This window comes from Chryseobacterium sp. GW821-FHT04C04 (genome assembly GCF_059420365.1).
This window is the reverse complement of the sequence record NZ_JBWKTO010000005.1, coordinates 391,568-417,253: the sequence shown is the minus strand read 5'-3', so window position 1 is coordinate 417,253 and position 25,686 is coordinate 391,568. Positions and strand designations below refer to the sequence as shown.

Annotated in this window: 25 protein-coding genes; 8 read left to right on the top strand and 17 right to left on the bottom strand. The window is 37.0% G+C overall.

Features of this window, described 5'->3' with window-relative positions:
• The first annotated feature begins 70 nt into the window (after window positions 1-70).
• Window positions 71-1,129, top strand: a complete 1,059-nt coding sequence (locus AC07UM_RS18735; protein ID WP_494681561.1) for a diphosphomevalonate decarboxylase — start codon at window positions 71-73, stop codon at window positions 1,127-1,129.
• Between the two features lie 43 nt (window positions 1,130-1,172).
• Here the strand turns inward: AC07UM_RS18735 and AC07UM_RS18730 are convergent, their stop codons facing one another.
• Window positions 1,173-2,255, bottom strand: a complete 1,083-nt coding sequence (locus AC07UM_RS18730) for an endonuclease/exonuclease/phosphatase family protein (RefSeq protein WP_494681560.1) — start codon at window positions 2,253-2,255, stop codon at window positions 1,173-1,175.
• Between the two features lie 110 nt (window positions 2,256-2,365).
• On the opposite strand from AC07UM_RS18730, the gene AC07UM_RS18725 reads away from it, so the two are divergent.
• Window positions 2,366-2,806: a nuclear transport factor 2 family protein gene (locus tag AC07UM_RS18725; protein ID WP_494681559.1), complete on the top strand. Its 441-nt coding sequence runs from the start codon at window positions 2,366-2,368 to the stop codon at window positions 2,804-2,806.
• A 14-nt stretch (window positions 2,807-2,820) separates the two neighbouring features.
• Entirely contained in the window at window positions 2,821-3,198 is a 378-nt protein-coding gene (gene gloA2 / locus AC07UM_RS18720) for an SMU1112c/YaeR family gloxylase I-like metalloprotein (RefSeq protein WP_494681558.1), read from the top strand.
• 3 nt (window positions 3,199-3,201) lie between these two features.
• On the opposite strand, the gene AC07UM_RS18715 is transcribed toward gloA2, so the two are convergent.
• A complete protein-coding gene (locus tag AC07UM_RS18715) occupies window positions 3,202-3,585 on the bottom strand; it encodes a DUF1634 domain-containing protein (protein WP_109737959.1) in 384 nt (127 codons plus the stop codon).
• Window positions 3,585-4,415 (bottom strand): sulfite exporter TauE/SafE family protein, encoded by an 831-nt coding sequence (locus AC07UM_RS18710; RefSeq protein WP_494681557.1) that lies wholly within the window; start codon window positions 4,413-4,415, stop codon window positions 3,585-3,587. Before AC07UM_RS18710 ends, AC07UM_RS18715 begins: the two co-directional genes overlap by 1 nt.
• Window positions 4,416-4,512: 97 nt before the next feature.
• Here AC07UM_RS18710 and AC07UM_RS18705 point away from each other — a divergent pair, with 97 nt between their 5' ends.
• Window positions 4,513-5,064: a DUF1543 domain-containing protein gene (locus AC07UM_RS18705; protein ID WP_494681556.1), complete on the top strand. Its 552-nt coding sequence runs from the start codon at window positions 4,513-4,515 to the stop codon at window positions 5,062-5,064.
• Window positions 5,065-5,089: 25 nt separating this feature from the next.
• Window positions 5,090-6,202: a 5-(carboxyamino)imidazole ribonucleotide synthase gene (locus AC07UM_RS18700; RefSeq protein WP_494681555.1), complete on the top strand. Its 1,113-nt coding sequence runs from the start codon at window positions 5,090-5,092 to the stop codon at window positions 6,200-6,202.
• Between the two features lie 186 nt (window positions 6,203-6,388).
• On the opposite strand, the gene AC07UM_RS18695 is transcribed toward AC07UM_RS18700, so the two are convergent.
• The 5 genes from AC07UM_RS18695 to AC07UM_RS18675 form a co-directional block, all read right to left on the bottom strand.
• Complete coding sequence (locus tag AC07UM_RS18695; RefSeq protein ID WP_180564314.1) at window positions 6,389-7,204, bottom strand: hypothetical protein; 816 nt, start codon at window positions 7,202-7,204, stop codon at window positions 6,389-6,391.
• Between the two features lie 38 nt (window positions 7,205-7,242).
• Window positions 7,243-7,944 (bottom strand): SH3 domain-containing protein, encoded by a 702-nt coding sequence (locus tag AC07UM_RS18690; RefSeq protein WP_494681554.1) that lies wholly within the window; start codon window positions 7,942-7,944, stop codon window positions 7,243-7,245.
• Window positions 7,945-8,096: 152 nt separating this feature from the next.
• On the bottom strand, window positions 8,097-10,220 hold the full coding sequence (locus tag AC07UM_RS18685; protein ID WP_494681553.1) for a cation:proton antiporter: 2,124 nt from the start codon (window positions 10,218-10,220) through the stop codon (window positions 8,097-8,099).
• Between the two features lie 6 nt (window positions 10,221-10,226).
• On the bottom strand, window positions 10,227-10,790 hold the full coding sequence (locus tag AC07UM_RS18680) for a hypothetical protein (RefSeq protein ID WP_124533828.1): 564 nt from the start codon (window positions 10,788-10,790) through the stop codon (window positions 10,227-10,229).
• A gap of 67 nt (window positions 10,791-10,857) precedes the next feature.
• A complete protein-coding gene (locus AC07UM_RS18675; protein ID WP_494681552.1) occupies window positions 10,858-11,556 on the bottom strand; it encodes a hypothetical protein in 699 nt (232 codons plus the stop codon).
• 94 nt (window positions 11,557-11,650) lie between these two features.
• Between AC07UM_RS18675 and AC07UM_RS18670 the strand changes: the two genes are divergently transcribed.
• Window positions 11,651-12,577, top strand: coding sequence for an alpha/beta hydrolase (locus AC07UM_RS18670; RefSeq protein ID WP_494681551.1), 927 nt, complete (start codon window positions 11,651-11,653; stop codon window positions 12,575-12,577).
• A 163-nt stretch (window positions 12,578-12,740) separates the two neighbouring features.
• Here the strand turns inward: AC07UM_RS18670 and AC07UM_RS18665 are convergent, their stop codons facing one another.
• Window positions 12,741-13,646, bottom strand: a complete 906-nt coding sequence (locus tag AC07UM_RS18665; RefSeq protein ID WP_494681550.1) for a DMT family transporter — start codon at window positions 13,644-13,646, stop codon at window positions 12,741-12,743.
• A gap of 114 nt (window positions 13,647-13,760) precedes the next feature.
• A complete protein-coding gene (locus tag AC07UM_RS18660; protein WP_494681549.1) occupies window positions 13,761-14,771 on the bottom strand; it encodes a zinc-dependent alcohol dehydrogenase family protein in 1,011 nt (336 codons plus the stop codon).
• A gap of 85 nt (window positions 14,772-14,856) precedes the next feature.
• Between AC07UM_RS18660 and AC07UM_RS18655 the strand changes: the two genes are divergently transcribed.
• Together AC07UM_RS18655 and purE are read left to right on the top strand one after the other, a co-directional pair.
• Window positions 14,857-15,687 carry an AraC family transcriptional regulator gene (locus AC07UM_RS18655; RefSeq protein WP_494681548.1) on the top strand — a complete coding sequence of 277 codons (831 nt, stop codon included), beginning with the start codon at window positions 14,857-14,859 and terminating at the stop codon, window positions 15,685-15,687.
• A 53-nt stretch (window positions 15,688-15,740) separates the two neighbouring features.
• Window positions 15,741-16,244, top strand: a complete 504-nt coding sequence (gene purE, locus AC07UM_RS18650) for a 5-(carboxyamino)imidazole ribonucleotide mutase (protein WP_494681547.1) — start codon at window positions 15,741-15,743, stop codon at window positions 16,242-16,244.
• A 53-nt stretch (window positions 16,245-16,297) separates the two neighbouring features.
• Here the strand turns inward: purE and AC07UM_RS18645 are convergent, their stop codons facing one another.
• The 7 genes from AC07UM_RS18645 to ahcY all read right to left on the bottom strand — a co-directional run bounded on the left by AC07UM_RS18645 (window position 16,298) and on the right by ahcY (window position 25,627).
• Entirely contained in the window at window positions 16,298-17,857 is a 1,560-nt protein-coding gene (locus AC07UM_RS18645) for a BspA family leucine-rich repeat surface protein (protein WP_494681546.1), read from the bottom strand.
• A 16-nt stretch (window positions 17,858-17,873) separates the two neighbouring features.
• A complete protein-coding gene (locus AC07UM_RS18640; protein ID WP_494681545.1) occupies window positions 17,874-19,430 on the bottom strand; it encodes a BspA family leucine-rich repeat surface protein in 1,557 nt (518 codons plus the stop codon).
• Window positions 19,431-19,445: 15 nt separating this feature from the next.
• The gene (locus AC07UM_RS18635; RefSeq protein ID WP_494681544.1) at window positions 19,446-21,119 is read right to left on the bottom strand and encodes a BspA family leucine-rich repeat surface protein; all 1,674 of its coding nucleotides are present in this window, start codon (window positions 21,117-21,119) and stop codon (window positions 19,446-19,448) included.
• A gap of 31 nt (window positions 21,120-21,150) precedes the next feature.
• On the bottom strand, window positions 21,151-22,452 hold the full coding sequence (locus tag AC07UM_RS18630; RefSeq protein WP_494681543.1) for a BspA family leucine-rich repeat surface protein: 1,302 nt from the start codon (window positions 22,450-22,452) through the stop codon (window positions 21,151-21,153).
• Between the two features lie 212 nt (window positions 22,453-22,664).
• A complete protein-coding gene (yiaA, locus tag AC07UM_RS18625; RefSeq protein ID WP_103234617.1) occupies window positions 22,665-23,057 on the bottom strand; it encodes an inner membrane protein YiaA in 393 nt (130 codons plus the stop codon).
• 350 nt (window positions 23,058-23,407) lie between these two features.
• Window positions 23,408-24,211 carry a hypothetical protein gene (locus AC07UM_RS18620; RefSeq protein ID WP_494681542.1) on the bottom strand — a complete coding sequence of 268 codons (804 nt, stop codon included), beginning with the start codon at window positions 24,209-24,211 and terminating at the stop codon, window positions 23,408-23,410.
• A 102-nt stretch (window positions 24,212-24,313) separates the two neighbouring features.
• Entirely contained in the window at window positions 24,314-25,627 is a 1,314-nt protein-coding gene (ahcY, locus tag AC07UM_RS18615; RefSeq protein WP_124533807.1) for an adenosylhomocysteinase, read from the bottom strand.
• Between the last annotated feature and the right edge of the window lie 59 nt (window positions 25,628-25,686).

Sequence of the window (25,686 nt, the reverse complement as noted above, 5' to 3'; positions counted from 1 at the left end):
CCTTGGAAGGGGGGCGAAAATTCAAAGAATTTTTGACAGGGTGGTTCAAAATAATGACTTAAATTAAACGATGACGACACAAGAATTTATAGGAAAAGAAAATTTCAGCATTCATACACAAACGGTTTCAGAAAGCTGTCCGTCTAATATTGCCCTGATTAAATATTGGGGAAAATATGACAATCAGATTCCTGCCAATCCGAGTATCAGCTATACGCTAAACCACTGTAAAACCAATACTTCAATGGAATTTATAGCGGATGAGCCTTTTTCAGTACAGACTTTTCTGGCTGGAAATGAAGAGCTGAAATTTGCTGAAAAAATTGAGAAATATTTCAAAAATATAGAACAGTACATTCCCTGGATTTTAAAAGGAAAATATATCATCAGAACAGAAAATACGTTTCCACACAGTTCCGGGATAGCAAGCTCAGCTTCAGGATTTGGAGCCATTGCACAATGTCTGATGGCATTGGATGCTTCATTTACAGAGAAAATGTCTGCAGAAGAATCTTTGAGAAAAGCTTCATTTTTAGCAAGACTTGGAAGTGGAAGTGCATGCCGAAGTTTATACAACGGACTTGTTGTATGGGGAAAAACTGATGAAGTAGAAGGAAGTTCTGATCTATTTGGAGTACAGTATCCTGATACAGAAATTCATGAGGTATTTAAAAACTTTAATGACTGGGTTTTGTTAATTCATGAAGGACAAAAAAGTGTTTCGTCAACAGTGGGACACGGTTTGATGAATACCAATCCTTACGCAGAAAGGAGATTCCAGGAAGCCAGGGAGAACTTTGTTCCCATGAAAGAGATCCTGAAAATCGGCGATATGGACCGTTTTATCAAATTGGTAGAGCATGAAGCACTTACCCTGCATGCTATGATGATGATGAGCGATCCTGCTTTTATCCTGATGAAAACAGGAACACTGGAAGTTATCAATAAGATCTGGGATTTCAGAAGAGAAACACGGCTTCCTTTATTCTTTACCTTGGATGCTGGAGCGAATGTTCATCTTTTGTTTCCAAATAATGGTTCCGAAGAGCAGATTAAAGCCTTCATTGAAGCTGAATTATTACAGCACACTCAGAAAAATGGAGTAGTGAAGGATGTGATGAGATTTTAAATAAATAATATTCAATAGGAGTGGGCTAAAGCCCACTTTTTTATTAATCTTCAGTAACAACAGTTTCCCGTTCGCCATCTTCTTTTTTTCCTTCCTCTATCATTATTTCGGCCTCTGCTTTCTCTTCGGACGTTGCTGTTTCAATCAATTCTTCCTGTTCATCGTTGTGATGATCTATAAAAAATTCGCAGTATACCGGAAGGTGGTCTGAACCAAAATTTTCCAATGTCTTCAGCTGTTTAATAAAAATATCTTCACTGTGAAACATCAGATCGATAGGAAATCTTAAAAGACGGTATTTCGCATGGAAGGTAGAAACAAAAGAATGCCCGATTCGCGGATCTATCAGATGACTTGTTTTTCTGAAAAGTACAGATGATCTTGACCAGGCAACATTATTGAAATCTCCTACTACAATAACCGGTTTTTTGATGTCTTTTACACGTTTGGCAGTGCTTAGAAGATCACCATCTCTTTCCTTTGAAGTTTCCTCTTCTGTAGGACTTGGCGGTGGAGGATGAACACCAAAGAAAACAAAAGAAAAGCCATCAGCTGTTTTTAGGTGTACCTCAATGCTCGGAATATCATCTGCTACAAAATAATGAGTTATGGCTTCTTTGATTTCAATCCTGGAATAGAAATGCATGCCGTAGGTGTTTTCAAGGGTCACCTTATGTTGGTAAGCATATTCTTTTTCTAAAGGTTTCATTGCTTTTTCCCAATCTCCGTTACTTTCCATGGTCATGAAAAAAACAGGATTATGCTTTTTAATAAGCCTAATGAATTTCTCATACTCTTTATTGAACTGATAGACATTAGCTGAAATAAAATGAAGTTGATCAGAAGATTTGTAACGCTGTCTGTGCTTTTTTACGGGGTAGAAAGGGGTGTACTTGATAAGAGTATGACTGTGATGAACAAACAAGACCAGCAGAACGCCCTGGTAATACCATAAATATTCTTTAGAATCAGTAAAAAATCCTAATAGCAAAGTGAAAAAGATAAGATAAGTAACCTGTATTTTAGCAAATTCAGGAACCCGGAATATCCAGTGAGAATGCTGAATTTTTGGCAGTATTGTCAAGACCATTAAAAGTATGGCCAGAACCAGATAAATAATCCACATATAAAAGCGATGAAATAATTTTGATCACAATTTAAGGAAAATGATTTTTAAAATTTGTTAATCAATTTAAATTTTATTTTATCTATTTTTATTTATCTAAATAATATTCTATGAGTAAAATTATGGCACTGTTTCTGCTGGTCAGTATTTCAGCTTTTGGTCAGCAAAATAAGGATATTGAAAAACCGATCCGCAACCTATTCCTTGGCATGAAAAATGCAGATTCTGAGCTTGTAAAATCAGCTTTTTCGGAGAATGCAGTTCTTCAGACTATTGCCAAAGACGGTACTGTAAAAAGTGACAGCATACAGGATTTTATTGCTTCAGTTTCTAAATTTCCAAAAGGAGATCTGGATGAAAGAATTATCATAGAAGCCATTCATACAGATGGAAACCTGGCAAGTGTGTTTACGCCTTATTCTTTTTATTTAAAAGGAAAGCTGTCTCATTGTGGAGCAAATAGTTTTCAGTTGGTGAAGCAGAATAATGAGTGGAAAATTCAATATATTATTGACACGAGAAGAAAGGATAACTGTAAAGAAATACAATAATAAAAATTAAAAAAATGAAAATTCATCATATTGCAATCATCTGTTCAGATTATGAAGTTTCAAAGAAATTTTATACAGAAATTTTAGATTTGAATATCATTCGGGAAGTTTACCGTGAAGAGAGACAATCTTATAAACTTGATCTGGCCATTGGAGAGCATTATGTCATAGAACTATTCTCTTTTCCTGATCCACCTCAGCGTCCGTCACGTCCGGAAGCATGCGGCTTAAGACATCTTGCCTTCTCCGTTGACAATGTTACAGAAAAACGAAATGAACTGATACGAAAGGGCCTGAACTGCGAAGAAATCCGCATAGACGAATTCACCGGAAAAGAATTTTTCTTTACTCAGGATCCGGACCAATTGCCGTTGGAGTTTTATGAAATATAAAAATTAGTGGGCGTAGCCTGCAAAGAAACTCACTGCCATAATCGCTAAAACAATAGAAGAAATGACTACATATACGTAGTCTTTTTCTTTTAAATAGCCTATTAAAGCGAAAACAATCCTCATTAAAGGAGTGAAGATCAACAAAAGGATCCCCAGCTGAATAATAGCCATACCTTCCCCTTTACACAGGGAATTCCAGAAATGACTCCATACTTTCTCTGAAGAAGTACCTACCACAAGGCTGGTGTATTTTTCAGGCATTTTAAACCCTTCAAAAAATAACTTGATAAAACCAATCAGGGAGGTTGCCACAGACAGAATAACACCCAGTCTAAGAAGATTTCCTACGGAGCGGTTCAGATCTACATCTGTAAAATTCTTTTTCATTATCTGAAGCTTTTGTTGATACCGTTATACATCATATAAACCGAAAGAATGGTGATAACAATGGCAAAAAATACTTTTAATTTTTTGGTCTTCGATACCATCAGTGTTTTTGAACCGATAAAACTTCCGATTACAACCCCAATCAAAACCGGAGCTACAATGACAGGAATAATTTCCCCTCTCTGGAAATAGATCAGGGCACTGGCTACTGCCGTTACACCAATCATGAAGTTACTGGTGGTTGTAGATACCTTGAAGGGCAGTTTCATCATATTGTCCATTGCCAATACTTTCAACGCACCGGAACCTATTCCTAAAAGTCCGGACATAGCCCCTGCGAACATCATCATCAAAAATCCTGGAACTGTATTTCTTGCAGAATAGCTTTTTAATACTCCTTTATCTGGGAATGTCCCGTATAACTTCAGTTTTTCTTCCAGACTTCCTTTGACCAGAGGTTCCTGGTGATCAGGCTTCCCTTTAAGATTCAAAATAACCGTAAGAAGCAGGATGCTTGCAAAAATAATTCCGATGGTATTCGGGTTAAGCATTCCTGAAACCAGAGCACCAGCAATAGCCCCGGCTGTGGTGGCTATTTCGAGAAACATACCGATTCTCATATTGGTAAAACCTTCTTTGACGAAAGCTACAGCCGCACCGGAAGAGGTACCAATCACCGAGATGAGTGAAGCACCGATGGCATAATGCATTGGAACGCCGAAACCCAGCGTTAATAAAGGAATGATAATAACTCCCCCTCCTAAACCCGTAAGTGAACCTAAAAGACCAGCGGAAATTGCGCCAAGGAAGAGTATGATGATTTCTGACATACTACAAATAATGTTACAAATATAAAATTATTGTGGTAGTCTGCCAAACATTTGAAAAAGATAAATTTAACGTATTTTTGCATGCATGAAAAATGAAATGAAATTATTTTATGTTATCCTTGGGGCAACTCCTAAAGGAAGAAATATTGAGCAGCACGATGTTTTCTTCGGAATAGCAGAGAATCTTAAAGATTTGATTCCGGATATGAAAGAGTTTTGGAAGGAAGCAGAAGGTAAAATTCATCTGGATTGTTATCAGGAAGTAAAATTTGCTGACGGATATGAAGTGGAGATTGTAGAAAAAGGAGAGAAGTCATCAGAAGATCAATTGTTTTTTCTCAATTTAGGAGGGTATAAGCCTGGTTTCTTTGAAGAATTTCATGAGCAGCATCTGATGGTAGGGCTGTCCATGGGAGAAATTGTAAAAAGAGCAAGAGCTACTGAGTTTTACCAGACTATGGGGTTTGAAGGAGCAGTAAGTCATATTGATGATAAGCATGGAGTAGATATTGATGATATTTTCAATGTGAGTGATATTCTTCCGGTACATATGAAAGAAAAGTATTCTATTGTTCTTAAAAAATCTGATGCAGAAAATCAGGAGAATCCAATGGGGCTTGGTTATTTAAAAATCGATAAAATTCAATAAGATATAAATCTAATAAAAATAAAAAATGAAAATAGGAATTCTGGGTGGCGGACAGCTGGGAAGAATGCTGATACAAAGTGCACTGAAGTATGATGATGAGTTTTATACTCTGGATCCGGCTTCTGATGCACCATGTCATAATATCTCGTATTTTACACAGGGAAATTTTAATGACTATGAAACGGTTTTGGACTTCGGAAAAGATAAAGATGTCGTAACTATTGAAATAGAACACGTGAATGCCGAAGCATTGGCAGAACTTGAAAAGCAAGGAATAAGAGTGGTTCCTAATGCCAATATCATCAAAACAATCCAGCAAAAAATCCTTCAGAAAGAATTTTATAAAACTCATGATATCCCAAGCCCGGAATTTCAGGTGGTATGGGACAGCAATGAGAAAATTATCATGCCGTTGCCGTTTGTTCAGAAAATGAATACAGGAGGTTATGACGGGAAAGGAGTACAGGTGATCAAAACAGAAGAAGATTATCAGCATGTATGGACAGAAGCTTCAGTAATTGAAAGCTTGGTAGATATTGATAAGGAACTCTCTGTCATTGTGGCGAGAAATGAAAAAGGAGAAACTAATATTTTTCCGGTAACAGAAATGGTTGCCGATCCAAAACTTAATCTTTTGGACTTCAATGTATGTCCGGTTCTTCTGACAGAAGATGTTCAGGGGCAGATTGATTCTATTACAGAGAAATTTTTGAATGCAGTGAATTCTCCGGGACTATTCGCCATCGAATTATTCCTTGATAAAGAAGGAAAAATATGGGTGAACGAGACCGCTCCAAGGCTTCACAATTCAGGACACCAAAGCCAGGAAGGGAACACCAATTCGCAGTTTGAACAAATGTACCGTGTGGTAAAAAACCTACCTTTAGCAGATACCGATGCCATCACGTACAGCGGAATGCTTAATCTGGTAGGAGCAGAAGGATATGAAGGAAAAGTAGTATACGAAGGAATGGAAGATGTCCTTAAGTTACCTGAAACTTATATCCATTTGTACGGAAAAACAGAAACCAAACCAGGAAGGAAAATGGGACATATCAACGTCCTTGCAGATTCCAGAGAAGAGCTGATGGAAAAGCTTGTACAGGTGAAAGGAATGGTGAGAGTGATTGCTGAGTAATATCAGTTTAAAATAAATAAAGGGAGCTGTTTTTAAATATAAAACAGCTCCCTTTTACTTTGTTATATCATTATTCAAAAGGAACGGGCTTTAGCCCGTTTACAAATGATTATAGATTCAATTGGCTTTAGCCAAAACTTAAAAGCTAAAATCTAATGCTATTGATGATTTAATTGTTTTGATTTATCAAGGATTTTTAACCACCTCGATACTGTCTTTCTTATAATTGTATTTGATATAGCTTCCTAAAGCTGTTGACAGAACTGAAAATTCTTCCAGTTTTGTAAGCGGAGCATAGAGTTTAAAAGTACAAATATCCGTTGCAGAAATAAAAGGGTTAGTGACTAAATGGCTGTGGGTAGCCATTGTTACAGTACCTCCGTTTTCCAATGACGTAAAAGCCGGAATAAGCCTTGAATGAAATTTTTTACTGGAAATAATAGTACCCTTTTTATCAGAAATAAAAAGATAATCATTTCCGAAGGGGATGACTCCGGACTGTGCAGTACCTGGTATTAAATATACCTTATAGTTTTCATTAAACGGAATAATAATCATATTAAGACTATATCCCTGTGGTACCGTTACCTCATATTTTGGATCATATAACTGTGGTATAATGGCTGATCGGATATTTTTTAATGTGCTTTCAGTTTCATTAAGTTCTCTTTGCTTATAACTTTCATCTATTGGTTTTGTTTGGTTATTTTTAAAAGAAAATTCGGCGATGATCAGATTACTGCTTTTATTAAGAAAAGCTGTTTTTATATTATTATCGTTGGTTTGATAGGTGATGTAGCTTCCGGTATTTTCAGCCAAATTTTTGTTATTGCCTACAAGATCTCCGGCATGCCATGATGCACTTTCATATGAATAGAGTAGGTTTCCTTCTGCTTTGATGGAATCTAGTTTCTGCCGGAGCTCCTTATCAGAAAGAGTAAGGCTTTGTGCAGAGATAATCATTGAAACTAAAAAGAATAATAATCCGATAGTTGGTCTCATAGGTTATTTTTTGAGCCAAAATACGAAATTGATAGATTCTAAAAAGGTATTGTTATCATTTTTCCTTTATATTCTCTATTTACAATTTTAAAAAGAGCAACATAACCTCCCGCTCCGTCAGAATTAATAGTTGTGATATATAACGTATCGTTTTTACGGTCAAAATGACATTCCGTAAATTCATTGTTAGGATTAAAGAGATTTTCAATCTCCCGGTTAGGAATTTGAACTTTTTTATCTCCAATCTGTACCGTAATAGATTGATAATAGGTTTGAGGAATGGTGCCGTCTGTTCCCCATATGGGTTGCCCTTTATATTTATCCTCAATTTTTTGCCCGTTATAATCAGATGAAGAAAAGAATTTTTTATTTTCCTTGTAATTGAACTTCCCTGAAATGATATCTACCTTGATATTTCCAGATTTGAAAACCGCTTTATTTTCATTCCTTACTATAGGAGAAACAGGTTCGTAAGATTCTATCAATTGTACTCTTGAACTATGGATGTAGCCTACTATTTTGTCATTATAATAAACATTCAGCCAGTTTTTGTTCTTCTCATCCGGTTCATAAGCGTAGACAATTTCATCAGAATTGACCTTTCCTACAATCTTACTTTTAGCATCTGCATTCTCCCTCACATTTACATAACCATCTTTGTCTACAATTTTAGCAAACTGAGCAAAAGACATTTGTATGCTTAGAATTGCTATTAACAGGAATACTTTGTTTGCTTTCAATGGTTTATATGTTTTTTTGTTAAAATAATAGTTGTGATGGAATCTACAATCAAGGCAGAGATATTTTACTAAAGAAAACTAAAAGAGAGAACTTATTATTCGATTATGGTAACTTCCAGCATCCCTCTTTTAGCTTCCAGCTTTAAAAAGCTTTATTTAAAAATCTTCTGAATTACATTTCCGATCTCCACAAAATCTCCATGATTTCCTACGGAGCGTATTTCCGGGCTGTTTTTATCATATTCTGAGAAAGGGAAGATCAAAAGATAATTATTATCATTCAGGTTTCTGTTCAGAAGTTCCGGAATCATTCTCATTCGCGGAATATAGGACTTCATACCCCGTTTTGCCATTAGAATAATCAATGCTTCATCATCTTTCAGCTGAGCAGCGGTCCTTTCTCCGTCCTGCCATGTGTTCATAATAATGAATTCTGCTTCTATATTGGCTTTTTTAATAATTTTCTGTAGAATATCAATAATATTTTCAGGGGCATAAAAAGCAACTGTAGCTCCGGAATTCCTGGCAATATTCCATACTCTCAGCAGTGCATGGAAGAATCCTGCTTCCTGATGGGCATTTTCAGGAATCATCACAGCATATTTTTTTATGGTGGAAAGGGGTTGTGCTGCATGATAGACCAATACATTGACATCATCATTCTGAAGATAGCCATTGTAAAGGTTATATACAAAAGATGGAGAAAATCCTTTTTCACCCTCCAATCCTATGATGAGGTCTGTAATTTTTTGTTCTTTAATAACATTGTTGACCCCATTGATGACATCATTGTCATATCTTTTTAAGGCCTGTAATTTAACATCTGCCGCTGCCGCTGCATCTGTTGCCTGGTGAAGAAGCTTTTCTGCGTTTTTTACAGAAGATTCATTTTTATCTTCATTAATGACATTTAAAGCAAACAGATCTTCTGTATTAGAGTGGGCTTTGATTAGGATTCCAAGGTTCACCATTCTTTCAACAGTTGCTTCGTGGTTGATGGCCAATAGAATATTCTCTTCCTCATGAGTGTTCCCGGAAACAGTATCTTCATTGTCACTTTCCGCAATTTTCTGAGCACTAGCCATAGAAATGAAAGAAGAGATGGTGCACGAAATAAGGATCAGTAAAATACTTCCGTTCAAGACATGCTCATTCAATAATCTTACAGGTTCTCCGGTCTCCGTTTCAGAGAGGATAATGTTGTATCCCACCATTACTGAAGCCAGTGTAGCCGCTGCTGAAGCAGAGCTCAATCCGAAAATAAGTTTTCCTTCTTCTTTGGTCAGTCTGAATGTTTTTTGAGTAGCCACTGCAGAAAGATATTTCCCTCCGATCGATGCAACAAGCATAATTCCGGCTACTTCCAGCGTTTCCCAGCTTTTAAAGAAAACCTTAAAATCAATCAGCATTCCCACACTGATCAGGAAGAAAGGAATAAAGATCGCATTTCCTACAAATTCAACCCTGTTCATCAAAGAAGAAGTATGAGGAATAAGCCTGTTTAAAGCTAATCCCGCAAAGAATGCCCCTATAATGGCTTCCACACCAGCCAATTCTGCAAGCATAGCTGCCAGATAAATCATCACTAATACAAAAATATATTGTGAGATTTTATCATCCACTCTTTTGAAAAACCAACGTCCTATAATAGGAAATACAATAAGTACAATTAAAGCAAAAACTACAAAAGAGACCGATAATTTAACCCAGAATTCTGTTCCTACATCACCCTGAGACATTCCCACAATCACGGCAAGTACCAATAAGGCAAGAATATCTGTGATCATTGTACCTCCAACGGTGATGTTAACTGCTTTATTTTTTGCAATTCCCAATTTGCTTATCAATGGATACGCAATAAGAGTATGAGAAGAAAAAAGACTGGCAAACAGGATAGAAGTCAGCATAGAAAAGTGAAGAAGGTAATAACCTCCCAGATATCCCAGTACAAAAGGAACGGTAAAGGTATAGATACCAAAGGTGAGACTTTTCCATTTGTTTTTTTTGAAATCCCCCATGTCAATTTCCAGTCCTGCCAGAAACATGATGTACAGTAATCCGGTAGTTCCCGTCACAACAATACTGCTGTCTCTGGATAATACATTGAATCCGTTGGGACCAATGATCGCTCCGGCAATGATAAGTCCTAACAGATGAGGAACTTTAATTTTATTAAGCAGCAGAGGTGCTGCAAGGATAATGACCAGTACTAATAGGAACTTCAGTACCGGATCTTCTATAGGAAGACTCAGGTTGTGTATACTCAGTAAAATCATAAGTGTTTATTTTGTGGAACGTACTAATTCAACAGAGAACTTGGCAGTACAGCCATCAGAAGTGATGCTTCTTGTACCCTTGATCTTGTTGTCTGAAATATCATTAAGAAGAACGCTCATTTCTACATTCTTTTTAGCTGTAGAATCTGTTTTGAAAGACAATCTGATCTCATTATTTTCAAATTTGCCTGTGTACAGCCTTACCAGATTATTGTTATTGATGATTTTGGTAATAGGCTGGGTAGAATCGTTATCGAATTCCCAGATATCGGTACGCTGGTCACCCACAGCATACTCACTGCAGTTGGATTCTGTACAGATTACCTTTCCGTTCCAGGGACCGGAAATCTCTGCAGGCCATGTCGCGATAACTACAGAATCTTTTTTTGTATAAATACTGTCTCTCATTTTCAGGAGCGACTGATATTCAGACTCTTTCTTGGCGAATACTTTTTCTTTCTCTAATAATTGTTTTTCCCTGTCCGTCAGGTTCTTCTCTTTCTCTTTATAGTCACAGCTTATCAAAAGAAAAGATGCGGCCAGAAATAAAAAAAATGTGTTTTTCAGCATATTGTATAAGTTGAGTATACAATATAAGAAAAATGGAGGGAATATGAAAATGGCCCGATTATGTCCTTTAGTATTCTAAAGGAATAAAAACAAGTCCTGAGAGGTCGTAGCCTTGTATATTGGTCTTCCAGGCAGGAGATGTTTTTATGATATCAGTGAGTTGCTTTTTTATTGTATCCGGAACGTTCAAATTTTTTATTTCTATGAAAGATGGAGCACCCTTTGAATCTATATCTAAAATAAGAACAGAATTTCCTTTCTCTTTTTTCTTATACTTCTTTTCGAGGACAGGATACACGTTTTTTTCAATCCATTGATACAATGCTGCATCACCACCTTCGAATTCAGGATGTGGAGGTTTATTGTCTTTAAATTTTGGTGGAAGGTCTTTAGGGTAAGAGCTTAGGTTTGAATTTTCCTTCACTAATGTAAGCACTCCTTTTTTATTAGGGCTGTATATTTTATGGTTCATTTTTTCTGTGGTAAGATCAATATCCACAAAATGAATTTCTGTATTGTTGATTCTGTAAATGCCTCTATGTGTTTCTTCTCCTGATGTTTTTTTAACAAGAGCATTTTCCCTGATGGTATCTCCTTTATTCGGAATCAGATAGAGTTCCTGATCAGTGGTCTGGTCTTTCTTGCTTTCGATATAGATTTTATAATCAAAGCTTTTCAGTTTGATATCTTCTCTGGGCTCTGTTTTTTGAGAAAAATACAATGTAGGAAGAAGTAAAACGTAAATGATAGATAATTTTTGCTTCATGGTTATAATAATTGTGCCTAAACAAATGTAAAGAAATTTTGAAACTTACCTATAAATTTTAATTATCTTCAATACATAGAAATACATAAAGCAAATGAAAAAAGGACTACTTATATTTTTGTTTTCTGCCAATCTTTTTGCTGCGCAGCAAGAGACTTCTGCACAGAATTTACCAACTATCCCTTTATGGACAAAAATCCCTGATGGACCGGGGCCGGGTGGTGAAAGTATCATCTCTGCCAAAGGTTCCATTACTCATATCAGTACCCCAAAACTTATTATTCATCAGCCTGGAAATCCTAATGGAATGGCAGTTTTAGTCATCAGCGGCGGTGGATATGCTCATATTGAATCAGGATCAGAAGGGTATCCTGCAGGAGAATGGCTGAAATCCCTGGGAATTACAGCTTTTGAACTTCAATACAGGCTTCCCTCAGAAGGCTGGGCAACAAAATCAGTTCCTTTTCAGGATGCACAGCGTGCTTTACGAATCATTAGAAAGAATGCTGGAACATATAAAATAGATCCCAATAGAATAGGAGTGCTAGGATTTTCTGCAGGTGGCCACCTTGCCGGATATATTTCTTCTACATTCGATACATCTTATTATCCACCTCAGGATGACACTGATTTGATTACTGCTAAGCCTAATTTTACAGCAATGATCTATCCGGTAGTGTCGATGCTGCCACCCAACAATACTACCCATTCCTATAAATCTTTATTAGGGAAAAATTCTGATACACAGGATCAGATCAGACTTTCAGTTGAAAAGCAGGTGAACGCTCAGACTCCCATCACTTTCCTTGCCCAATCAGAAGATGATCCTATTTCTCCTGTAGAAAACAGTATTCTGATGTACCAGGCTTTGAAAAATAATAAGGTGCCTGCTGAATTGCATTTGTTTCAATCAGGAGGTCATGGTTGGGGCTTGGGTAAAAAAGGGACTAATACCGGTGAGTGGACGGATCTGTTTCTAAAATGGTTACAAGTGAATGGAATTTATAACAGTGATCAGTAATTGTTATTTCCCACAGATGACGCAGATTAGCACAGATTTTTGTAATGATTTATTTTTATAAATCTTAAACAGCTTTTGTGAACTTTTCAAAAATTAATATAATAACTTTAAAAGCTCAAGGATTTACAAACTTTTGTGTCTTTTGTGGTTTAAAATATGGTTATCATTCAACCCTTTGCCTTTTGAACATCTCCGGTTTGTAATTGATGATAAAAACACCACAAATGATCATTACAGCAGCAAGGATGAATTTAAATGTCACTTTTTCATCCATAATCAGCCAGCCTAAAAATATGGCAATAATGGTATTGATATATGCCAGAATAGAAACCTGTACCGGCGAAATTTTCGTTAATGCATAATGAAATGCAAAAAAAGCGGCTACAGAACCAAAAACAGAAAGATATAACATGGCTGAAATGCTTTTTGCAGTCCAGTTTCCAAAGTTGTAATTATCAGAAAACAGGAATGCCAGAATGATCTGAACGATTCCGGCAAACAGGAATTGGTAAAAAAGATTTAAGGTTATATTTCCGCTCTGGATGTTTAATTTTTTGGTAAAAATGGTTCCGGAAGCCCAACCTGCGATAGCACAGAAAAGGAAAATCATTCCCATTCTGTAATCCGGGTTGGCGAGATCTTGAAGTCCATCCCAAAAAATAAAAAGGATGCCGCTGAAACATAATATGATGCCGCTAAGAGCCCGCAGGCTGAACTTTTGTAATCCTACAGCCACACTCCCCAGAAACACCAGGATAGGTGAGCAGGCACTGATCAGCGAAGCAAGACTGCTTGATACGGTTTCTTCAGCCACGGTGGTCATCCCATTAGCAATCACCAGCATCAGGGAAGCAAAAACAATCTGATATCCTAAACTTTTCCAGCCGATCCATTTGAATTCTTTTCTCGAAAGAAGAATAAAAAGCATAATGACAGAAGCCAGAAACTGACGGATTCCCGCAACAAACCATGCGGGAATTGTTTCCACAGCAACACGGATGGCTAAAAAAGTCGTTCCCCAGACAATGGCAACGGTAAGAACAGCAAAAATAAGTTTATAATCTTTCAACGTAAATCAAAGTGTAACAAACAAATTTAGCAGTTTTAAAATGATTTTGATGGATACAGTTGCTTTGATTTTTGCTGGTACAGATGCCAATTTGCAGGATAGAACTGGCAGCAGTTAAGAAACCGTAATGACTATTTTTCCGCTTGCTTTTCTGTTTTCAAGGAATTCATAGGCTGTTTCTATTTGATCTAAAGTATAGGATTGATGATGGAGCTGAACCTTCAGTTTCCCGGTTTCAAAAAGTTGGGAAGCCGCTTTTAAAATATCACCGTGATGCTTTTTTCCCTCTCCACTCAATAACGGGTATAGGGTAAATACTCCTGAATAAGAAGCATTACGAAAAGATAAAGGAGCCAGGTTATGATTTCCCCAACCCAGAATGCTCACTACATGTCCTGTATATTTTTTTACGGCTAAGAAAGAATCATCCAGCACGCTATTTCCTATTGTATCTACTATAGCATCAAATCCAATTCCGGCAGTATATTCATTCACATACTGATCAACAGGTATGGTAGTGTAATCTATGGGAGTAGCACCATAATTTTTTATCCTCGCAAAATGATCCGGGCTTACGGTAGCATATACTTCTGCTCCCATGGCTGCTGCGATCTGAATAGCCATATGACCAACACCACCGGCTCCTCCGTGAATTAATATCGTTTGACTGGGTTGTATATTAATTTTATCAACTAATGCTTCCCATGCTGTAATGAATATCAGAGGGATAGCAGAAGCTTCCTGAAATGAGATGTTTTTAGGTTTTAAACTAATGTGTTCCGCATCAGCAGTAATATATTCTGCTAAAGTTCCCTGATGGCCGCCAACTCCACCAATCATTCCAAATACTTCATCTCCTTTTTTTAAACCTTCTACATTTTTTCCTGTTTCTATCACAACTCCTGACATGTCAATTCCTGGTACAGCCGGAAGAGTGACCTTCGCATGAGCTGCCTGTCCTTTTTTTATTTTAAGGTCTAAAGGATTCAATCCTGCTGATTTGATTTGAATAAGAACTTCATGATCTTTTGGGGTAGGTTTATCTATTTCTTTTAGTACAAAAGGTTTTTCAAATTGTTCTGATACCAATGCTTGCATTTTTCTGTTATTGATTTGTGAATTCATTATTTTCTTTTTTATTCTGCAAATTTCTATGATTTGGCACTTCAGTATGTTGTATTTTTACATGATAAAAGAGTATAATATTGTCATGAAAAAAGATTTTCTTCAGCAGCCGTTTGAACTTGTTTTAAAAGAACCAGCGGAGGTATGTCCGAGAGGAGATCACAGCGTCAGTTTTTTTGAACTTGTTTATATCGTTTCAGGGGAAGGGGAGCAGGAGATTAATGGTAATACATTTTCTTACCATGAAGGAAACCTTTTTTTGCTTGTGCCGGAAGATTCCCATCGTTTCATATTCAAAACAAAAACTCAGCTTTTTTTTATAAGATTCAATAAGGTTTTTTTTCAGCTTCATGCCATGACCCCTGTATTTATGAAACAGCTGGAAAAGGTTTTTTCCAGTCATACGCTGCAGGGATCTGTTATTGAAGGAGAGGAGAGCAATCTGGTGATCAAAAAAATGATGGAAAGCCTGATGATTGCCATGCAAAGTAAGAATTTCTATAATGATGAATTAGTCCGGCTTCTTGTACAGGCTGTTCTGACGATAGTGGCTCAGAATCTGGTCAAGGAAAATATATTGGAAGTCAATGAAAGTACTGATCATAAGGCAGCAGACATTATTCAGTATGTTCAGGGGAATATTTATAATCCTAAAAAGCTGACGAGTGAAAACATCAGTAATGTATTTGGTATCTCGAAAACGTATGTAGGCCGTTATTTTAAGAATAATACAGGAAAAACATTAAATGAGTATTCTGCTCAGTACAAGATGAAGCTTATTGAAAACCGTCTGCGATACAGTGATATGCGGATCAGTGAAATAGCCGATGAGTTTGGATTTACTGATAAAAGCCACCTTAACAGGTTCTTTAAAAAAATGAAAGGAATATCACCTTCTGTATTTAGAAACGAATAAAGTTGTTATTTTAAAAGAAGACATTTATCTTTGAACATCTAATAAAATTGAAGATGGTAGGAATTATTATGGGCAGTCAGAGTGATCTGCCAATCATGGAACAGGCTGCAAATTTTCTTAAAAGCCTTGATATCCCTTATGAATTAACTGTAGTTTCAGCACACAGAACTCCGGAAAGAATGTTCGACTATGCAAAAACAGCTAAGGAAAGAGGGCTGAAAGTAATTGTTGCAGGAGCTGGAGGGGCAGCGCATCTTCCGGGAATGGTGGCAAGCTGTACTACACTTCCGGTGATCGGAGTTCCTATTTTGTCCAGTAATTCTATAGACGGATGGGATTCTGTTTTATCTATCCTTCAGATGCCTGGCGGAATTCCTGTGGCAACAGTAGCTTTGAACGGAGCTTTAAATGCCGGAATTCTAGCCGCAAAAATTTTAGGAAGCGGTAATGAAGAAGTAGCTGCAAAACTTCAGAAATATCAAGATTCTTTAAAAGATAAAGTACTGGGAACGGTGGAGGACATCAAAGCCCAGCATCCAAATCATTTTGACAAATAGTTGGTCATTAAATTTAAAATAAAAGCCTCACTGTACAGCGAGGCTTCTTTGTTTTATTTTTTAATGAATTTTGAAGAGATTATTTTATCTTTCAGAATCAGTTGCAAAATGTAGTTTCCTTTTGGTAAAGATCCTACATTAATCATCTCATTATTGGGATTTCCCTCCTTTACGAGTCTTCCGCTTGCATCATAAATTGTATAGCTTTTAATATCCTCTAATCCTTCAATGTGGATATCATCTACTGCGGGATTAGGATAGAGTAAAAGTTTTTTTCTGAGTTTTACGTCTGATGAAGTCAGTAAACAATTTCCTACCGTATCACCCGACATCGCCCAGCCTTTATTGATAAGAATATTTCTTTTATCTGTTGCATTGGAAGCGTATGTCAAAGGTGTTACAATATCTAAGTTAATATTATTGGCAGTGTTAGGATTGTCAGCCCATCCTGCCAGTGTTTTACTGAAGTTCTCACAATCTATTCCTGCCTCCGTCAACGCCTGCATACCTTCAGTAAGGGCAGCCAGATTCCAGTTTGCAAGAGATTGATTAAAGCTAGGAGTCTCCTTAAGTATCTGGTCTATTCTGGTAACTTTGGTCATGTCCCAATTTTCTAAAGGATGATTAAAAGCTGTACAGCCATGAATAGCATGGGCCATATTCGTAACTTTAGAAGTATTCCAGTTGTTTAATGATTGATTGAAGGCAGAATCAAAGTGGAACATAAAACGAATATCTTCAAGGCTTGAGGTATCCCAGTGATCCATAGGTTGATTGTAGCTTGGACAAAGAGCAAACATCCATTTCATGTCAGTTACATTGGAAACGTTCCAGTTGTTTAATGTTTGGTTAAAGATTCCTCTTCCTGCAAACATAAAACTGAGATCAGTTGCTGATGACATGTTCCAGCTATTAAGATAAGGAGAATTGAACTGATCAGAAAGCGTGGTATTAATGCTGTCAAAAATAAGAGCAAACATAAATCTGAAATTTTTAACTGTTGAAGTATCCCAGTTTTGCATGGAGCTGGCTCCCGTAAAGCTTTTTATACCATAAAACAGATAAGAAGCATCTTCAACATTATTAAGATTGGGAGTGTCAGCAGCCGTGATCTGAATGAGTTTACAATGACTGAAGGCACTGTTCATAGAGGTCCAGGCAATGTTTCCCCATTGTTCTATTTCCAGAATTTTATCAGCGCTTCCGTTGATCTGCCAAACCGGGAAAATCTGATCCGGAAGCTGAAACTCCTGTACATCTCCAAATTTTATCTGTTGAAAAATACCATTTCCATTACTCACTCTTACTCTGTATTTTGCATCATCCTTCTCTGCGATGGATGTCCCAAAATCAATAAGAACCTGTTTTGTAGAGGTTACATTGGTAAGAGAACCATTGTGCTGGGGATAACCTACTTCCTCCCAATCAATATCATAGTTTTCACCAATTCCGGGAAACCATATTTGTTCAGAATTTGCCTGATAGGGAGCACTTACATTGATAGGCTGTATGACAGTAGAAGCGGGCTTCCAGATGGTGATAAATTCATTTTGGGCTTTCACTATACATACCAGTAAAATAAAAAAGCTGGCCAATAATTTTTTCAATACCATATAGAGGAGTTTATCGTTATTTCTTAATGAATTTTGAAGAAACAGTTTTTTCTTTCATGATAAGTTGTATCATATAATTTCCTTTTGGTAAAGAGCTTACATTGATCATCTCATTATTAGGATTTCCTTCCTTTACCAGTCTTCCACTTGCATCATAGATTTTATAATTCTTAATATCGCTTAAGCCTTCAATGTGAATATCATCCACTACAGGATTAGGATAAAGTAGAGGTTTCTTATTCAGCTTCAAATCTGATGAAGACAATAAACAGCTTCCCACGGCATCACCTCCTAATACCCAACCTTTATTGATGAGAATATCTCTTTTGTCAGAAACGTTTGAAGCATATTTTATTCCTATTAAAGAACCTAGTGAAACATTGTTTGCGGTATTGGGATTGTCTGCCCATCCCAGAAGTGTTTTGCTGTAATTTTCACAATTAATGCCTGACATAGTAAAAGCACTGTTACCATTAATAAGAGAAGCTAAGTTCCAGTTTCCTAACGGTTGATTAAAACTTGAAGCACCAGTAAGGATCTGATCTATCTTGGTTACCTTAGTTGTATCCCAGTTTTCTAAGGGTTGATTAAAAGATGAGCATCCATGGAAGATGTGCGCCATATTGGTCACTTTGGAAGTATTCCAATTCAGTTGCTGATTGAAAACAGGGATCATATGAAACATAAAATGCATATCTTCAAGATTGGAAGTATCCCAATTGTCCAGACGCTGATTGAAGCTTAGGCACTGGCCAAACATCCAGCTCATATCGGTCACTTTGGAAACATCCCAGCTATTGAGAGTTTGGTTAAAAACAGTTCTGTTTCCAAACATATAGCTGAGGTTCGTAGCCGAAGACATATTCCAGGTGTCAAAATAAGGAGGATTAAACTGATCTGTCATTGTGACTGGTGGAGAATCAAATAAAAGTGAAAACATAAAGCTGAAATTTTTGATTTTCGAAGTATCCCAGTTTTGCATGGAGCCGGCACCTGTAAAGCTGTTAGTCCCAAAAAACATGAAAGAAGCATCATCCACATTATTAAGTTTCGGAGTATCTGTTGCCGTAAGTACCATAAGTCTGCATAGGCTGAAGGCACTGTTCATTGTAGTCCATGAGATATTACCCCATTGCTCTATTTCTAACAATTTATCTGCACTTCCGTTGACCTGCCATATGGGAATGAGTTGTTCAGGAGCAACAAATAGTTGAGGAGATCCGAATTTTATTTGCTTGAAAACTCCGCTGCCATTAGTAACTTTTACTCTGTATTTTGCATCATCCTTATCTGCGATTGATGTACCAAAATCAATAAAAACCTGTTTTGTAGAAGTTACATCGGTAAGGGTACCATTGTGCTGGGGATAACCTACTTCCTCCCAATATATATCATAATTCTCACCAATTCCGGGAAACCATATCTGCTCTGTGGTAGCCTGATGCGGGGCATCTACATTTAATGCCGGTAGTGCAGTAGAGGCTGGCTTCCAGATGGTGATAAACTCATGTTGAGCTTTCATCATCAAAACCAATAAAAGGGAAATGAGTATTGGGATTTTTTTTAGTATCATGTTGAATGTTTAAGATTATTTTTTGATGAATTTTAAATTCTGAATATTTTCTTTTGAATAAAGCTGTAATATATAATTCCCAGAAGTTAATGCTTGGATATTAATCTGTTCATTCACTACATTTCCATGTAAAACAATTCTTCCGCTTAGATCCATAATCTTAAAGTCTTTTGCATTGGAGTTTTTCACATAGATGATATCTGCAGCAGGGTTGGGATACAGATTGATTTCACCTTTCAACTTTAGATCGGAAGTTCCAAGGAGAGACTGGCATTCTCCGTTATAAGTATCTCCACTAATGGTCCAGCCCTTACTGTTGATTAAATAATTTCTGGCAGTTACCGCCGCATTATGAGAATAAGTAAGAGGTGAAACCGAAGACAGATTGATATTGTCAGGGATGGAAGGATTCTGGCTCCAGCCATAAAGAGTGCTGTCATAATTCTGGCAGTTCAGTGCAGAGTTTTTAAACATATTGGAAGCATATAGTAAAGAACTCAGATCCCAGCTTCCTAAATTTTGGTTAAAGACAATTGCATTATTGAACATGTTGTTTGTGCTTTTTACTAAAGCTACATTCCATTTTCCTATATCCTGGTTGAATTTTTTGGCTCCGTTGAACATATCCTGCATCCATTCTACTTTTCTTGTATCCCAGTGAGAAATATTACTGTTGAAGTTCTCTGCATTGCTAAACATGCTACTCATAATTTTCACATTTTGGGTATCCCAGTTGCTGATATCCTGGTCAAAAGCCCTTGCATTGGAAAACATATTATTCATTTCTATAATCTGCGAGGTATTCCAGTTTCCAAGTGGTTGATTGAAGTTTGAAGCATTTGAAAACATGAATTCAGCATCAAGATTATTAGACATATCCCAACTTCCAATAGGTTGGTTAAACTCCTTAGCCATACTAAACATTGCTGTCGTGGCGGTTACTTTAGAAGTATCCCAGTGGTCTAATGGCTGGTTGAAAAGCTTTGCTACGTTGAACGTTATTCCCATCATTGTCACATTGGAAGTGTTCCAATTTCCAACCGGCTGATTAAAAACAAAACATCCTGCAAACGTGCCCAGCAAAGTAGTTACATTAGCAGTATTCCAGTTGTTGATACTAGGGTTTCCCACTAAATCATAACATCCTGAAAACATGTAAGACATATCCGTTACCATCTTCAGATCGGGAATATCAGTTGCAGTAAAATCTAAAATTTTGCACGCCTGGAATGCCTGCTCCATAGAAGACCACTGAATAGTTCCCCACTGTTCTATCAATAGTATTTTATGAACATCTCCTACAATTGCGTCATAATTTAGCATATCCCAGTCTGCAAATCTTATTTGATGAAAATTTCCGTTTCCGTTACTTACCTTTATCCTATAAGTAGCATCTGATGGGTTGGGATTTTGTGGGGCTCCGAAATCGATCAAGGTCTGATAGGCAGAAGTCACATTCGTTAAAGTAGCATTATGAGAAGGATAGCCTATTTCTTCCCAATAGATCTGGTAATTGGTTCCTCTTCCGGGAAACCAGATCTGATTATTGTTTGAGTTAACAGGAATTCCTGTATAAGCATTGGGAGGAGGGGGCAGGCTGGGCTTCCATACTGTAATGAATTCATGTTGTGCTTTTGCCATGAATAGGAGCAAAAGGAAAATGAGTATCGGAATTCTTTTTAAAATCATGATTAAAATTTTATGGTGATTGGTTTTACGGTTATTTTTTAATGAATGGAAAGGAATGAATTTTATTCTTGGTAACCACCTGCAGGATGTAATTTCCCAAAGATAAAGATCTGACAGGAATTTCATCATTTTCCAGGCGGTCTTTGGCAACAGTTCTTCCGCTCATATCGGTGATGATATAACGTACTGCATTCGGAATATTTTTCAGGTGAATATTATCTTTGGCAGGGTTGGGATAGATGAAAGCTTTATTGCTCATCTCCATTTCAGAAGTTGAAAGGGTCTGATTACATAGCGCATTATAAACATCCCCTGATATAGTCCAGCCTTTAGAATTGATCAAATAATTTCTTGCGGTAACTGCATCCGGATGAGAATACACTATTGGGGAAACACTAGATAAAGTAATATTATTAGGTGTTGATGAATTCTGGCTCCATCCGAAAAGTGTTTTGTCATAATTCAGACAACTCATCGCAGAATTGAGAAACATATCATTAGCAGTTACCAGTGAGCTGAGGTCCCATTTTCCCAGATTTTGATTAAAAGCTGTATGGTGGAACATTTCGTTCATATTGGTAACACTGGATATATCCCAGTTTTGAATATCCTGGTTGAAATTCTTAGCCTCATGAAACATATGCTCCATGGTGGTCACTTTCGATGTGTTCCATTCGCCGAGAGGCTTATTGAATGCTGTATTATCAAACATATACGACATATCTGTGACATTAGCCGTATTCCAGTTTCCTATCGGTTGGTTAAACTGGTCAGCATCTCCAAACATATAATACATATCTGTAATAGTAGAAGTATCCCATGTATTGAAAGAAGGATTGCCTACCAATGCTGTACACACATAAAACATCTGGCGCATACTGGTTGCCATGCTCAGGTCAGGAGCATCAGTTGCTGTCACGTCCATAAAGTTGCATAATACAAAAGCATTGTCAAAGCTTTTCCATTTTATATTTCCCCATTGAGCAATTTGGGTCAATTTCGTTCGGTCTGTAGCATTGTAAGTAGGGACTATTGTATTGTCGAAAAACCTTACCTGATCAAAGCTTCCATTTCCGTTGCTGATTTTAATTCTATAGCTGGCTTGGGATGATAGAGGATTTAAAGGGGTGCCTAGATTGATGATGAATTCCTTAGTAGAAGTTACATTATTCATCGTTCCATTGTGTTGTGGATACCCAACCTCTTCCCAGGAAACCTGAAAATTGGTTCCTCTTCCCGGAAATTTAATTTGTTGTGCGGTCTGGGTTTTCCAGATGGTGATAAATTCATTTTGCGCTTTTGCCGTGAATATTGACAAAAGAAAAATGAGCATTGGGATTTTTTTTAAAATCATGCTTATTGTTTTTATGGTATTAGTTTTTCATGGGAAAAATAGAAATAAAGAATATTTTTAACGATATCTCTATTTTTTTCGATATAAATATAACAAAAATTTAAAATATTTATGATGTTTTTCGTGTTTGTTTTGAATTTTGTTTTTTTTTTTGATAAAATAAAAAACTCTCCAAAATGGAGAGTTGTACTTTATTCCTGAATCATATTGTCCCTGGTATTTTTCTGGACTGCAATAGCTCCGAAGAGAGCGAGCAAAAAGGCAAAGGCATAAAAACCTTTTTCACTTGGAAGAATGGTTGCATTCCAAAGTCCTATGGCTAGTAGTATAATGGATGATAATGTCGCAAACCAGCAAATGCCATAATAAATATCGGTTACCTGAATATTTTCTAATCGGTCTCTTACTGCTTTCTGCAGAGAAACAACGGCAAATAAGCCATAAAGAAGGATGGTGAAATAATATCCTTTCTCATTCAGAAGCATTTCAGCCCTCACAAGACCCACGATGAAACCGATCATTCCGGCTCCTAATGCCACCCAAGATGCAGCGATGAATGCATTCGAGACTTTTTGTTTTTTCATGTATTTACTGTTTTATTTAAGGGGCTAAGATATTCATTTTTTATAAATAGAGCTCTAACAGAGGGAAAATATGGGTAAAATACGGTAGAGATATCATTAATTTTTGGCTAAAGCCAATGGACTTTTATTGAATAGTAAAAACGGACTTAAGTCCGTTCCTATTGAATGTTTATAAGACTGAACAAAAATTGATAATTCATAATTCCTCCCTAGCCTCGATAGCAGCGGTTACCCCGGAGCAAGAGTAGGAGAGTTGAAGAGTTAAGGTATGGGAAGGCTATGGCGTGAGGAGTATGAGCGGATAGCGGGATCAGCTCATAAAAAACTCCCCAAATTGGAGAGCTCGTATCTTATTGAGTAATATATTCGTAATTGTATTGGGCGGAAAGGTTTCCGTTAGCTTCTTTTGAGATAACCTGAGTAGGTAAGCCAGCGCTGTTGTATTGGATGGTGGAAGTTCTGGTTTGATTTTGTATCCAGACACCATTACTTTTATAGCTTATCTTTTCTGTCAGATAATTGTTTTGACTTACGGTATAGGCTCCTCCCATCATAATTTTGAGATATTTGTTGATATTAGAGTATGGGTTCAGTTTATCATCATAAGAGTACACAATTTTAGTGCTATAGCTGGATCCTCCGCCCTCTGACGTTTCTGATGAAATATTGTTTCCATTATAAGCATAAGTATCTACGATCGGATTGGAACAGTTTGGTGACTGACAAAGCGTTGAAGAAATCACCTGCCCGCTGGTATTATAATTATAGGTAATGGTTCTGTTGTAATCCGGATTAGTAGTGTAGATTGCCTTAACTGTCGTAAGCAGATCTCCATTGTAAGTATAAGATGAATAATAGTCTACCGTTCCATCTGGTTTATAATAAGTGGTTTTAGAGGGTTTTCCGTTACTGTATTCGAACATGGAAGTTCCTGAAGCTGACGATGTTTTTATAAGTTCACCCTGATTATTATATTCTATAGTTTGTATACTGGTCTGTGGCTGAGCCGGATTATCATAATAAACGATAGTAATTTTGCTCAATAATACCTTTGGTTCAGAAGGGGTATTAGTCCCATCATTATCATCATTACTGCTGCAGCTGTTAAAGAATACTACAGAGCTCATCAACCCTAGAAATAAGAAATTTTTCATGTTATTTTTTTGCTGACAAAAATAAAGAATGCCTTATGGCTCTGCATAAAAAAATCCCACTATCTTAGAAATAGTGGGATAATATCATGTTTTATATAGATTCTAGTATCTGTAGTATTCAGGCTTGAATGGCCCTTTTACGTCTACTCCGATATACTCAGCCTGTTCAGGAGAAAGAGTTTCCAGCTCAACGCTTAATTTCTTAAGGTGTAAAGCAGCTACTTTTTCATCTAAGTGCTTAGGAAGCATATATACTTCGTTTCCATAAGCAGCAGAGTTGTTCCATAATTCGATCTGAGCCAAAGTCTGGTTTGAGAAAGAGTTAGACATTACAAAACTTGGGTGGCCTGTAGCACATCCAAGGTTTACCAATCTACCTTCTGCAAGGATAATTACTTCTTTTCCTTCAATAGTATAGATGTCAACCTGAGGTTTCACTTCAGATTTAGTCTGACCATAGTTTTTGTTTAACCAAGCCATATCGATTTCATTGTCGAAGTGACCGATGTTACAAACGATAGCTTTATCTTTCATTTTAAGGAAATGTTCTCCTCTAACGATATTGAAGTTACCTGTAGTTGTGATAACGATATCAGCATTATCTACCACGGTATCTAATCTTTTTACTTCGTAACCGTCCATTGCAGCCTGAAGCGCACAGATGGGATCGATTTCTGTAACAGTAACGATAGAACCAGCTCCTCTGAATGAAGCAGCTGTACCTTTACCTACGTCTCCGTATCCGCAAACTACCACTCTTTTTCCAGCCAACATTACGTCTGTAGCTCTTCTTACTGCATCTACAGCAGATTCTTTACATCCGTATTTGTTGTCGAATTTAGACTTAGTTACTGAATCATTTACGTTGATAGCAGGCATTACCAAAGTTCCGTTCTTCATTCTTTCGTACAGTCTGTGTACTCCTGTCGTAGTTTCTTCGGAAAGACCTTTGATATCTTTTGTGAATTCAGGGTATTTATCAAAAACCATGTTTGTTAAATCACCACCATCATCCAAAATCATATTTAATGGCTTTCTGTCTTCACCGAAGAATAAAGTCTGCTCAATACACCAGTCAAAATCCTCTTCATTTAAACCTTTCCAAGCATAAACCGGAATTCCAGCAGCAGCAATAGCCGCAGCAGCGTGGTCCTGTGTAGAGAAAATATTACAAGATGACCAGGTAACTTCAGCTCCTAAAGCGACCAATGTCTCGATAAGCACAGCCGTCTGGATAGTCATGTGAAGACATCCTGCGATTCTTGCTCCTTTCAGTGGCTGAGAAGGTCCGTATTCTTCACGGATAGACATCAGACCAGGCATTTCTGCTTCTGCAAGGGTAATTTCTTTTCTACCCCATTCTGCAAGGGAGATATCCTTAACTTTGTAAGGAACGTATTGTGTTGTAGTACTCATATGTAATGAATAGTTTTTAAATTCAATTGATAACGAAAGGCAAAATTACGATTAATAAT